This window comes from Methylomonas sp. Uni0011, assembly GCF_056850255.1.
Genome location: NZ_JBVVNO010000013.1, coordinates 24,185 through 36,561, shown reverse-complemented (window position 1 = coordinate 36,561; position 12,377 = coordinate 24,185). Strand labels below are relative to the sequence as shown.

Here is a 12,377-nt window from a genome sequence, read left to right as displayed (position 1 = left end):
TCTTGTAGCAAGCCGAGATTGTACGCGGCCCTGGCGGCTTGAACCCAACCTTCTGCCGAGTCGGCCCGCTCCGCGTAGTCGATGGCCTGGCGGTAAGCGTCGGCGGCCGGGTCCGGGCGCTGCTGCTGCTTGTGCAGAACGCCGAGGTTACGAGCGGCCCTGGCGGCTTCGACCGAGCCTTCTGCCGAGTCGGCCCGCTCCCCGTAGTCGATGGCCTTGCGGTACGCGTCGGCGGCCAGGTCCGGGCGCTGTTGCTCATTTTGCAGAACGCCGAGGTTAAACGCGGCCCTGGCGGCTGCAACCCAACCTTCTGCCGAGTCGGCCCGCTCCGCGTAGTCGATGGCCTTACGGCACGCGTCGGCGGCCGGGTCCGGGCGCTGCTGCTCCTGATGCAGAAGGCCGAGGTTACGAGCGGCCCTGGCGGCTTCGACCGAGCCTTCTGCCGAGTCGGCCCGCTCGCCGTAGTCGATGGCCTGGCGGTACGCGTCGGCGGCCAGGTCCGGGCGCTGCTGCTCCTGATGCAGAAGGCCGAGGTTACGAGCGGCCCCGGCGGCTTCAACCCAGCCTTCTGCCGAGTCGGCCCGCTCCCCGTAGTCGATGGCCATGCGGTAAGCGTCGGCGGCCAGGTCCGGGCGCTGTTGCTCATTTTGCAGAACGCCGAGGTTAAACGCGGCCCCGGCGGCTACAACCCAGCCTTCTGCCGAGTCGGCCCGCTCCGCGTAGTCGATGGCCTGGCGGCACGCGTCGGCGGCCGGGTCCGGGCGCTGCTGCTCCGCGTGCAGAAGGCCGAGGTTACGAGCGGCCCTGGCGGCTTCAACCCAGCCTTCTGCCGAGTCGGCCCGCTCCCCGTAGTCGATGGCCATGCGGTATGCGTCGGCGGCCGGGTCCGGGCGCTGCTGCTCCGCGTGCAGAACGCCGAGGTTGACCGCGGCCCTGGCGGCTTCAATCCAGCCTTCTGCCGACTCGGCCCGCTCGCCGTAGTCAATGGCTTGCTTCATGCAAGACTCGGCATGTTCTTTGGTATGGTCGTAGTAATGAGCGTAGCCAAGTAGCTGGTACCCTTTTGCCATCGTTAATGAATCAACGGACTCGTCAAAGTTGTTGAGCTTCCCTAATTCTCTTTTGACAAAGGCATAATCTTTGTTGTCGTATTTTTTTGTGCACCATTCGTAAAGCAGGTGCAGATCCTGCTGTTGGAAGCAATAGTCCAGCACGGTTTGATCGTCGCCCAGGGTATCGACTACGTTTTGCAAAACACCGGGATCCGGGGACATGGCGAACAAAAAGCCGTGATCGGTCAATTCCTGGCAAGCGGTCGGCCATTGATGGCGCAAGTCGATGTGGTCGATCGCCCGGGCAAAGGCTTGCCAACGGTCTTGGGTTAGCGCAATGCCGCGGGTATCCAGGGTAGCAGCACTGCGCATGATGCCTTTGGCGGGTTCCGACAGCGTGCGCCAACGCAGTCGCATTTCTGCGAATGCTTGGTGCTCGACAAAGCTGAAATTGTGTTCCAACGGGTGCTCCATCGGCGTTTCGTTGGCGGCTGTTGCCATTTCTTGCAGCATGGCATCCGTGGGGGCATTGAGGATGTGGCGCTCAAGCAATTCACACAGGGGGCGGAAAGCCTGGTTGCCCTGGACGATGGCGGCGGGGCCGCCGTTTCTGAGTGTGGCCCAGATAAAGGCGGCACAACCGTTGGCTTTGAGTCTGGTTAGCAAACGCGTGATTTCCGGCAATCGATCTTGAAACAGTTCAAGGTCGTCCAGAACAATGTCCAGCCGCTGGTTTTTGAAATGGTGGATGGCGTCCGGGCCGAGTTCTGGAATGGCGCTATTGGCTTGAGGGACCAGCAGCCAGTGATCCGGAAACGCGGTTTGCAGAACTTGCGCGACTAAGCGGCTTTTTCCGATGAAAGGATTGCCTTCGAGCAATATGCCTTGGTGGTGCGCCGCTTGAGTTTTGGCGTGTTGTGTGCGTTTTTGTATGAAATAGGCGCTGGCATCCTCACTGATTTGTTGGTTTTCCGGGTTGCGTTCCAACGCCATGGTCCAGGGTTTGTTCAAACCCCGCCGCGTTTGAATAAAAGGGATATCGAAGCGCCGCGACTGTATCGAAACTTTGGCTAAATCGAATTTTTTCGCTGGGCCGGCAAAAGCAAAATGGCTGAACCAATCGGTTCGTCTTTTGGTTCGCTTAAGGTAGATAACCAACCACCAACCAAGCAAACTCAGCAGGGGGAGCAGATAAAGTTGAAGCCGCGTTTCAGGGGTGGTGAGATCGATACTGTCGAGCCAGTCTTTGACGTCGTTTTTAACAGGCAGATAACTGAATAATAAGGTCGCGAAACCACCTATCGCACCTATGACTGCTTTGAAGATCCCGTTCATCGAATCACGTTAGTTTGTTTGGGATAGCAAAAGATTAAATGTTTTTGCGATCACTTTTACATGGCCCATCACCGCTGCTGCCACCCCGATCCGGTATCGACAAACTGGCCCGGCGCGGCTTGGTTGATGACTTTTTGCGCCGTCAGTCGCGCGACCTCTTCTGGGCTGACGCCGTTCTTGGCGGCGATGCGTTGGTATTCGGCCTGACGTTGGGCGTTGATGTTGTCGACGAAGGCTTTGACTTCGGCCGGGGCGTCAGGTTTGACCAGGCCCAGCAGGCCGTTGCTGCGTTCGCCGACGGTGCCGGCGGCTTTCAGTTGCGCCAGATCGGCGGCGCCGGCGGAGGTGGACAATATCAAGCCCAGGGCCAGGGCGGACAACAGGGATTGTGCGGTTTTCGCTAACATGGGTTCTCCTTAGAACAGGCCTTTTTGGCTGGAAATCAAATCGTCGACGTCTTTTTCAACTTTCAGGCGGATTTCGTGTTCGATCTTGACGTTCATGTTGATCTCGATCGGTTTGTCCGGGGCTTCGAGTTTGACGGACGGCGAGCATGCCGCCAGTATCCAGACGGCCCAGACCGGCAGTAGGTACTGCGCTGCTAATTTCATTATCTTCTCCTCTCGGCCGCCGGCGGCAGCGTTGGTTATGGTTTCCCAGCGGGCTGGGCTTTGGGTTGGGCCGGCTGCTGGCCGACTTCTTCCAGTATCGCGCGTTCGAAATTGCCGGCCACCAAACCGCGGCGCAACAGCTCCGGCAATTGGCCATTGATGTTCAGGTTAAAGGCCAACGGGTGCCCGGACAGCACTTCCGGATTGTGGCCTTCCAGGCGCAAGCCGATCCGGTAATCGCCGTTGGGCTGGTAGTTTAATTGAGCTTGCAAGCGATGGTAAACCAGGTTGCGTAGCGCTTGAAACGCCAGATTGCCGTCGTCGGCCGGGCTTAGGTAGCGCAAAGTACCGGGGCGGGTGCCGGACAAGGTGCCGTTTTGCAGTTCGATGCTGTCGGTTGCCAGCGTTAACGGCAGTTCGCCGTCGACGCTGCCGGTTCCGGACAGTTGCGGATAATGCAGGCTGGCCAATAGTTGGGCCAGATCGATTTGCCGGGCTTGCAGGGTCAGGGCCAGCGGCATCTGGCCGATGTCGAACGTTGCCGGTGCCAATTCCAACTCGCCGCCGAAGATGGCCAGCCGGGCCCGCTTCAGATTCAATTCCGGTTCCCGGTAGGCGGCGTCTATCTCCAGATCGCGGCCGTTCAAGCCGTCGCCCAATTCAAGCGTCCGAATCCGGGCGCTGAGTTCGCCGCTGCCGGCGCCGAGGTCAGGGACGGCGACATGGATATCGCTGTGCAGCAAGCGCGCCGCTCCGGCGGTTAACGCCAAATCGGAGACATTGATGTCGGCTTTGCCGCGTTTTAGTTGCGCTTGCCAATAGATTTGCCAGGTGGCGGCGATCCGGCCCGACTCCACGCTCCAGTTGCGGGCGGTTTCAGGGAGCCAGGGTTTGGCCAAGTCGAAAGCTTCGCCGGCGGTCAGTGCCAGCCTGCCGGTAATGTCGGCGGCCGGTTGCGGTTGCAGGCTGATCGCGGCGTTGGCTTCGGCCAGAATGGCTTTATCGCGAATCAGCGACAAACGGCCCTGGTTGTGGCTGAAGCCGTCCGAACTGTGCAAGTCCAGATTTAATCGGCTGTTGCCGAGTTGCGCCGCCAACGCCGTCGGCGCGCCGGTCGGCCGCAGCTTGGCCGGCAGCAACGGCGTGCTTGCCAACCAGGCAGCGATGTCGCCCAGTGTGCCGCGCAGGTTGAGCTTGCCGGCAGCGCCGCCGAAGCCGGAACCGTCCAGCGCCAGAATCCGGGCGCGGTTCTCGCCCGCCAGCGTCAGGTCGAAATTGCTCATGTCGGCGGCCAGTTCCAGGGTCAGGTTTTGCCGGCCGTCTTCGAGGTTCAGCCGGTAAGCGGCGGGCGGCGTCAGTCCGAATTGGGCGCTGCCGTTGAAATTGCTGTCGCCCCAGGGTGTGGCGATTTGCAGATCGAGCTGGGCGATGCGTACCGGCGGCAGCGGCAAGCGCTGGCGCTCGGCGTCCGCAGCGGCCGCCGCGGGGTTGTCGGCAGCGGGCCGGTAGTCCAGCTTCAGCGCAGCGTGGCCGATATCGACGGCTTCCAGGCTTAGCGGTTCGAGCCGGTAACCGGCGGCGACGTTTTCCAGCGTTACTTGCAACGGGCCGGCGGCGGTTTCCAGCGTAAATCCGAACCGGGCCAATTGCACCCGCGCGGAATCGAATTTCAGGCCGGACAACTCCGATGCTACCAGCGGACTGAATTGCAACGCGCGCATTAGCAATCGTTCGCTAATTTGAAAGCGCAGGCTCCAGAACGCAACGCCGAGTATCGCCAGCAGCGCCAGCAAAAACAGCCACCTGTAACGTTTGGCGGGTTTGCTGGCCGGCGGCGAAACGGGTGTGGGCTTCATTGCTTAACCTTATTAGCGTTAAAGCCAATGAGCGGCGCCAGCAGAAAGGCGCTGCCGACACCGGCGGCCAAGGTCACGCCGAAGGCATGGACGATGGCGGTGGAACTGCTTGCCAACAAACCGTAGCCCAGCAGGGTGGTGAAGGCCGACAAGGCCACCGCCAGCGTCGTCGTATCGCGCTTGTCAACCGTACCGGCGGAGGCTGCTGCCATATGGAAGAACACCGCATAGTCGACGGCAACTTCCAACACCAACAGCAACGCGAACAGATTGAACAAGGTAAACAATTCGCCGAACCAGCCTAGCGTTGCCAGCGCCGTTAACATCGCCAACAGCGGCACCGACATCACCTGCCCGCCGTCGCGCCAGCCCAGCCGGTAAATCAGGATGCCCAGAATCAAGCCGCACACCCCAACCAACAGCACTGTCACTCGCTGCCGGTAGCGCTGGAATAAATCCGACAATTGCGATACGTGGTCTACCCAGACGACGCCGGGCAAATCGGCCAGCGCTCTTAGCGGGGCCAGATCGGCGATGCCGGCCAAAGTCACGATGCTGCGGCAAGCCTCGGCGTTGCAGCCCAGCCATTGCTGGCGCAGATTGGGGTTGGCGCTTGCCAGCCAGTCGTCCAGGCTCAACGTTTTTGATTCTGCGGCCGCGAAATTTTGTAACTCATTATCGATTGCCGTTTGCTCGAATCCGAGGTTCAGCATATAGCGCTGCAACAAATCCGGCCGGTAAACGCCGGTTTTCAGTAACTGGTAATCGGCTCGTTGTTGGGTCGGGTCCGGCCAGTGCGAACTGACGCCATCGAACTGCTTGAGTTTGGCTTGCGCGGTTAGCGGTGCCAGCACGTCGAGCAGGCCGCGTTCGTTGCGGTACCAATCGGCCAGGTCTGCGCCGGAGACCAGGAAGAATTGGTTGTCGCGGCCGATCGGCAGTAACCGCCTGATGTCGGCGTCCGCTGCGGTAATTTCGGTTGGTGCGGTTTGCAACAGGCGAACGTCGTCTTGTGCGCGCAACAGGCTCAGGCCGCCGACCAGCAGTAGCGCGAAACCGGCGGACAGGCTACGCCGATGGCGGTGTAGCCGTTCCGGCCAGCTGCGTTGCCAGTAGCCGGCCAGACTCAGCATGCCGAATTGGTATTGCGGCCGGAAGCGGGCCAGTAGCACAGGAAACAGCATGACCACGGTAAGCCAGGAGGCGACCAGACCCAGTGCCGAGAACAGTGCCATTTCCCGCAAACCCGGAAACGGCGAGAAGCCAAGACCGGCATAACCCAACAAACTGGTCAGCAAGCCGAAGCCGATACCCGGCAGCACGTACGTTAAGCCGCGGCGCGGCGTCCAGTGCGGCAGGCCGAGGCCGTCGCAAAAAAAATGCAACGCGTAATCGACCACCACGCCGATCAAGCTGGAGCCGAACACCAAGGTCATGATGTGCAGTTTCGGGACCAGCAGCAGGCTCAAGTTCCAGGCTGCCAGCAGGCCGACGGCCACGGCCAGGCAACACAGCAGCAAGGGCCGGGGGCTGCGGAAAGTCAGCCAGAGCAGCAATACCACCCCCAGCGTCGAGCCACTGCCGATGGTGGATATTTCGTGTTGGGCCTGGTGGGCGCCGTAGGCGGTAAACAGCGGCAGGCCGGTCGCCAGCAGTTCGCCGCCTTGTTGGCGGACCTCGTTTTGCAAACTTTGATTCAGGCTCAGCAAGAGTTCCAGTTTGTCGAGTTTCAAATCTCGGTCGGGCAATTCGCCGACCAGCAAGGCCCAGACCATCTGTCCGTCCGGCACCACCACGGCGCCGTGTTCGATATTCAGTTGCAGCGGGTTTTGCGCGGCGAAGTAACGGCTGAACAGCAACAACGGGTCGTGTTCCAGATTGGCGGCCTGCAACTGGCCGATCGGGCTGTACAGCGTTTCCAGATTCTCGCGCAGCAAGCGTTCTGGATCGTGTTGCAAGGCTTGCCGGGTTTTCGCGTCCAGCAGTTGGTAGCGGTAACTAAACAGTTGCTGATAGCTTTGCCGGTACTGTTGCTGCGGAATTTGCAAGGTCAACTCGGCGAACAGCCCGCTGGCGGCGAGGCGCGTCTTCACCGTTTCGGCCAGGGTTACCGCTTGACCGGCGTTGGCAGCGCCAGCCAGCCAGACCACTTTGCGGTTGACGGCCTGATTGTGGCGTTCGATGGCATTTGCAACCTCCGGCCGTTGTTCCGCCTGCGGCAGTAGCGCCAGGAAGCCGGTTTCCAGCCAATCCCGCCGCAGATTTTGCAGGGTCAGCCAGGCCAGGGCCAGCATGCCCAGCAGCCACAGCGCCGCGTAAAGTTTAGGGCGATAAACGCGCAAATTCGGCCGCCTGTTGCGGGCTGAGTTGGGCTGGGCGGCTGATCCTGTCGAAGCCGATCCGCGACACGTTGCCGCCGGTTTCGCGAATTTCCACGCTGCGCAATTCGCTGTCGCCGGCCAGGTAAATGGCGGCGATGGCTTTGCCGAGCAGCGGGTCTTTCGGCAGCAATGTCAGGCGCCAGGAATCGGCTTGCATCTCGGCGCTGGCGCTGAAGTCTGCGCTTAGCTCGGCGAAATCGCCACCGAGCATGGCCGGAAACACGCGACCGAAACTGGCCGGCAGGGCTTGCTCGCCCTGGCTGGTGATTAAGCGGTTTTCTCCGATCAGCAGTACCGACTCGACCGGGCTGACGGTTTTCCAGATCACGCCGCGTTGCTGCTGGAAGGTGAATTCGCCTTCCGAAACCAACGGTTTGCTCAGAAATTTCAGTTGTTTTTCCTGACGAAAATGGCCTTGGACGATTGCCGCCGGTACCAATCGGGATTTGATGGCGGCCAAGGCGTCGTCGGCCTGGGCGGCGGCGGTGAACAGCCAGAGCAGCAGGGCGGATAAGGTTTTCATGGTTTTTCGATCCCGAGTTTGGCGAACAAAACCGGCGGCGATTCGAAACGCATTTCCCGTGTTTCGATATCCACCGCCACCTGCACGCTGTGGCCCTTGCACAGCCGGCTGCCGCTGGCGTGGTCGAGGATCAGATAGTCGATTTTCAGCCGGTTTTCCCACTCGCTCAGCGTGGCGCGCACCAAAATGCGCTGGCCGAAACGCGCCGGTTTTATGTAGCGCAGGTGCAAGTCGATGATAGGCCAGAAAAATCCCGAATCGCGCATTTGCCGGTAGTCGTAATCGATGCTTTCCAGCAAGGCGCAGCGGGCGATCTCGAAATACTTGCAATAGTGGCCGTGCCACACCACTTCCATCATATCGACATCGTGGAACGGAACCAGCAACTCGACTTCGGTGGTCAATTTTTCGGCCATGGCGTTACGGATACAGTTGCCATTGCTGCTGCCGAATCGCACTCAGGCAGCGGCGCAAATCGGCTTCCAGCGCCCGGTCGTTGGTCAAAAACGCCACTTGCTCGCGCACTTGGTGCAGAGTCGCTTGCAACATCGGTCCGCTCCGATCCAGGCCGCCGCGCAGTTCCAATGCCTGGCAGCTCGCGATCAATAACGCTGCCGCCACTTGTTCCGTCAGTTCCAGAATCCGGATGCAGTCGCGTGCGGCAATCGTGCCCATGCTGACTTTGTCCTGGTTATGGCATTCGGTGGACCGGGAGAACACGCTGGCCGGCATGGTCAGTTTCAAGGCTTCGGCAGTCCAGGCCGAGACGCCGATTTGCACTGCCTTAAAGCCGTGGTTCAAAGGTGCCTGGTCGCCGCAGGCACCGCTCAGATTGGCCGGCAGGCCGTGGTTGAATTTGGGATCGACCAGTTGCGCCAGTTGCCGGTCCATCAGGTCGGCCAAGTTGGCGACGGCGGTTTTCAAGGTATCCATCGCCATCGCGATATGGCCGCCGTAAAAATGGCCGCCGTGCAGCACATGTTCGCCGTCGGCATCGATCAGCGGATTGTCGTTGGCGCTATTCAATTCCGTTTCGATCAGTTGCCGCAGCCAGGGCAGGGCGTCTTCCAGGGCGCCGATCACATGCGGCGCGCAGCGGAGCGAATAACGGTCCTGCAAGCGCTTGTCGTTGCGCGGCGCTTCGCCCGCGATTTGCAGATCGGCGCGGATCCGGGCCGCAACCCGCATCTGGCCGGGATGGGGCTTTAACGAAAACAATTTGGCGTCGAAGTGGTAGGCGTTGCCCTGCAAGGCCGCCACCGCCAGGCTGGTGATGCGGGTGCAGAGTCCTGCCAGATAGGCGGCGCGGTCGAAAGCCAGGCAAGCCAGGCCGGTCATTGCCGCGGTGCCGTTCATGATCGCCAGGGCTTCCTTGGGTTGGAAGCGTAGGGCTTCGATCTGCAACTCGGCCAATACCTCTGCGGCCGGGCGCCGTTGTCCGCGGTGCAGCACCTCGCGTTCGCCGGCCAGCACCGCGGCCAAATAAGACAAAGGCGTCAAATCGCCGCTGGCACCGACCGAGCCTTCCTGCGGAATCAACGGCAAAACGTCGTGTTGCAGCAATAGTGCGATTTGTTGCAACAGTTTGTATCTGACGCCGGAATAACCTTGAGCCAGGCTGGCCAGGCGTGCGGCAACAATCGCGCGGCTTTGTTCGGCGTCGAAGTGATGACCCAGGCCACAGCCGTGAAAGGTGTACAAATGAATCGGTAATTCTTCAACTCGATCGGCCGGAATGGCGACCGTGCAGGAGTCGCCGTAACCGGTGGTGACGCCGTAGACGCAGCCTTCTTCCTGCAATAGCCGGTCGACGAAGGCGGCACCGCGGTCGATGCGGGCGGCAAAGTCCGGATTATCGCTTAACCCAGCGCCACGGCGTTGGCGGGCCAGATCGGCGATGGATTCGATGGGCAACGGCGAGCCGTCGAACAGTACGGGCGGCAGTTGGGTCACGGCGTCGGTGTGCGATTCGAGTTGAGCCGGAAGCCGGCCGGGTAGCGTAACGATGAGTTGGACATGCCGGTTGTGTAAATCAAAACGTCCGGGATTTTCGCATATCCCGCGGCGGCGGGTTAACCAAGTTTACTGGTTGCCGCGCGCGGCTTTTTTGAAGACTGGCTCAAGTTATTCGCCAAGGCTGGTTTCTGCGTCTTGCTAAGTTAGAGCTACTTCAAAGAATGCCGGTGCAATGCTCGTAACAATGAGCCGTGCAGAAAGCAAACTCAGCGAGTTTAGCTTTCCGTGCATTCCATTAACTCGACGGCGATAACGCAAAGCCGTCACTGCAACAGGTTGGATCGGTTGGTGTGCCTGTTGCAGTTCATATGATATAAAGGTGACCGATATGAAAACGCTCAACAAGATTGCGGCGGGCATTTTTGCCATTGCTGCAAGCTCCGCCTCTCTGGCATTCGCCGCAGATACCTCTCAGTTGCTTGGCAAAGATCTCGACCAAAACCGCGATTTGGTCAATAGCGTCATGCATGGCCGCAACTACATGGTTCAAGTCGATCAGGCCGGTAAAATCAAACAAATCATCGATACCGGAGCCAACGGCGACGGCAGCGATCCGATGCAAGCGGCAAACGCCGGCGGCGCGGTGCTGGCCCAAGCCGCAGTAACTTCCGTCGAATTGCCGGTCAATTACGAAGGGCAACACGCCATCGATTTTTTAGGGGCCGAACTGGCCAAGGTGGCTGACGGTTACGGCCTGACACCGGACAAATTGCGGGAAATGCTACTCAGCGACGATTCGTTGCGGGTCGATGAGAACAATCGGATGTTTTACGTCGACCAAGATGCCGGTAATCCCGGCGCGCACGAACCCGAAACGGCGGGCGGTGCAACCACAGCGACGACCAGCAATACCACGGTGCCGATCGCTTCTACCGCGCAGCTGGCCAATGCCTTCAAATTGCATAGCAAACCGGGCGCGAGCAAAACCATTTATCTTAACTTCGTCGGCTACACCGCCAGCAAAACCGCTTGGAGCAGCTCGACCATCACCGCGCCGGCCTACGACTTGAGCGGTAACCCGGCGGTATTCGACGACAACGAACGCAGCAATATCATCAGTATCTGGAATCGGGTGGCCGAGGATTACATTGCCTTCGATGTCGACGTCACCACCGAGCCGCCCAGCAGCGACGCGCTGCTCCGCACCAGTTCCGCCGATACCAGTTACGGCACCCAAGTCGTGATCACCAAAACCGGCACCATTAGTTGTAACTGCGGTGGTGTCGCCTACGTCGGCGTGGTATCGATGGTGAATAACACTTACTACCAACCGGCATGGGTGTTCCAACAATCGCTGGCCAACAATGAAAAATACATTGCGGAAGCGATATCGCATGAAGCCGGCCATACCCTGGGCTTGTTGCATGACGGCCATAATTCCGGGACCACCACGGTAGGTTATTACAGCGGCCACGGTACCGGCGAAACCGGCTGGGCGCCGATCATGGGGGTTGGTTACTACAAAAATGTGACTCAGTGGAGTGCCGGTGTCTATCCTGGTGCCAATAACCAGCAAAACGATCTGGCGGTGATGGCATCCGCCGGATTTAATGCGCGCATTGATGATTTCGGTAATCTTTTCGGCAACGCCAGCTCGTTGAACAACACCGCAACCGGCGCCACAGCAAATGTCAGCACGTTCGGTGTGATCGAAACCGCTGCCGATATCGATATGTTTATCGTCAATACGGCCGGCGGATTGGTGAATCTGAGCGTGAAACCGGCCGCGAAAGGTCCGAATCTGGACGTTAAAACGACGCTTTACAAAGCCGATGGCAGCGTGGTTGCGACCAGTGCGTCGGAAACCTCGTTGGCGGCAACGATCAACAGTACGGTACCTGCCGGCGTTTATTATCTGGCGGTTAGTGGCAGCGCTCATGCCGCTGCCGGCACCGATTACGGCTATCCGACCTACGCCAGCTTGGGCCAATACAGCATCACCGGCTCGTTCCCGGTTGCCAATGCCGGCGCCGCCGCACCGGCTGCGGTGATCGATGCTTCCACCTTGAGCGGGCCTAGCGCATTGACCGTCAATTTCTCGGCCAACAAATCCATCGGCAACGGCAATATCGTCAAATACCAATGGAGCTTTGGCGACGGCGGCAGCTCCACCAGCGCCAACCCGGTCTATATCTACAAAACCGCCGGGACCTTTACCGCAAAACTGACCGTAACCAACCAGTACAACTTGACCGATACCCAATCGGTACAAGTGGTTGTCACCGCGCCGGCAGTGAAATCGGTATCCGTGGGCTCCGCCAGCTTGATGGTTGCCAGAGGCTCCACTGCTACCGGGATGATTTTGCTCAGAGTGGTTGACGCCCAAGGCCGCCCGGTGCCGAATGCGGTGGTAACCGGCACCTGGTCGGGTGCGCTGTCCGGTTCTTCGGTTGCTAAAACCGGAACCGACGGTATCGTGTTTCACACCTCCAAACCGTCGAGACAAGTCAGGGCGGCATCCGGCGTGTATACCATCAACAGTATTTCCGCTCCCGGTTATACCTACGCCCCGGCGAAAAACGTTAGATCGGTATTTACTCTGACCTGGTAACCGGCGTTGCCGGCGGACACCGGGTCCGGTGTCCGCCGGCCCGCTGGGCATA

Annotated in this window: 9 protein-coding genes; 1 reads left to right on the top strand and 8 read right to left on the bottom strand. The window is 59.9% G+C overall.

What is annotated here, in order from left to right; all coding sequences use genetic code 11:
• The 8 genes from AC0IM9_RS14385 to AC0IM9_RS14350 form a co-directional block, all read right to left on the bottom strand.
• The coding region (locus tag AC0IM9_RS14385) for a tetratricopeptide repeat protein (RefSeq protein WP_482804478.1) at positions 1-2,387 on the bottom strand (2,387 nt) is incomplete at its 3' end.
• Between the two features lie 68 nt (positions 2,388-2,455).
• Positions 2,456-2,794, bottom strand: a complete 339-nt coding sequence (locus AC0IM9_RS14380) for a YdbL family probable chaperone protein (protein ID WP_482804477.1) — start codon at positions 2,792-2,794, stop codon at positions 2,456-2,458.
• Between the two features lie 9 nt (positions 2,795-2,803).
• Entirely contained in the window at positions 2,804-2,998 is a 195-nt protein-coding gene (locus AC0IM9_RS14375; RefSeq protein ID WP_482804476.1) for a YnbE family lipoprotein, read from the bottom strand.
• Positions 2,999-3,033: 35 nt separating this feature from the next.
• Positions 3,034-4,854 carry an intermembrane phospholipid transport protein YdbH family protein gene (locus AC0IM9_RS14370; protein ID WP_482804475.1) on the bottom strand — a complete coding sequence of 607 codons (1,821 nt, stop codon included), beginning with the start codon at positions 4,852-4,854 and terminating at the stop codon, positions 3,034-3,036.
• Entirely contained in the window at positions 4,851-7,196 is a 2,346-nt protein-coding gene (locus AC0IM9_RS14365; RefSeq protein ID WP_482804474.1) for an MMPL family transporter, read from the bottom strand. The genes AC0IM9_RS14370 and AC0IM9_RS14365 overlap by 4 nt, the downstream gene beginning before the upstream one ends.
• Entirely contained in the window at positions 7,177-7,758 is a 582-nt protein-coding gene (locus AC0IM9_RS14360) for an outer membrane lipoprotein carrier protein LolA (RefSeq protein WP_482804473.1), read from the bottom strand. Before AC0IM9_RS14360 ends, AC0IM9_RS14365 begins: the two co-directional genes overlap by 20 nt.
• Positions 7,755-8,174, bottom strand: coding sequence for an acyl-CoA thioesterase (locus AC0IM9_RS14355; protein ID WP_482804472.1), 420 nt, complete (start codon positions 8,172-8,174; stop codon positions 7,755-7,757). Before AC0IM9_RS14355 ends, AC0IM9_RS14360 begins: the two co-directional genes overlap by 4 nt.
• 4 nt (positions 8,175-8,178) lie before the next feature.
• Positions 8,179-9,711: an HAL/PAL/TAL family ammonia-lyase gene (locus AC0IM9_RS14350; RefSeq protein WP_482804471.1), complete on the bottom strand. Its 1,533-nt coding sequence runs from the start codon at positions 9,709-9,711 to the stop codon at positions 8,179-8,181.
• A 391-nt stretch (positions 9,712-10,102) separates the two neighbouring features.
• Between AC0IM9_RS14350 and AC0IM9_RS14345 the strand changes: the two genes are divergently transcribed.
• On the top strand, positions 10,103-12,325 hold the full coding sequence (locus AC0IM9_RS14345; RefSeq protein ID WP_482804470.1) for a PKD domain-containing protein: 2,223 nt from the start codon (positions 10,103-10,105) through the stop codon (positions 12,323-12,325).
• Positions 12,326-12,377: the final 52 nt, after the last annotated feature.

Excerpts from the sequence above, each read along its gene's own strand:
- AC0IM9_RS14345 (WP_482804470.1), top strand. The coding sequence starts at position 10,103 with ATGAAAACGCTCAACAAGATTGCGGCGGGCATTTTTGCCATTGCTGCA.
- AC0IM9_RS14380 (WP_482804477.1), bottom strand. The coding sequence starts at position 2,794 with ATGTTAGCGAAAACCGCACAATCCCTGTTGTCCGCCCTGGCCCTGGGC.
- AC0IM9_RS14360 (WP_482804473.1), bottom strand. The coding sequence starts at position 7,758 with ATGAAAACCTTATCCGCCCTGCTGCTCTGGCTGTTCACCGCCGCCGCC.
- AC0IM9_RS14375 (WP_482804476.1), bottom strand. The coding sequence starts at position 2,998 with ATGAAATTAGCAGCGCAGTACCTACTGCCGGTCTGGGCCGTCTGGATA.
- AC0IM9_RS14370 (WP_482804475.1), bottom strand. The coding sequence starts at position 4,854 with ATGAAGCCCACACCCGTTTCGCCGCCGGCCAGCAAACCCGCCAAACGT.
- AC0IM9_RS14355 (WP_482804472.1), bottom strand. The coding sequence starts at position 8,174 with ATGGCCGAAAAATTGACCACCGAAGTCGAGTTGCTGGTTCCGTTCCAC.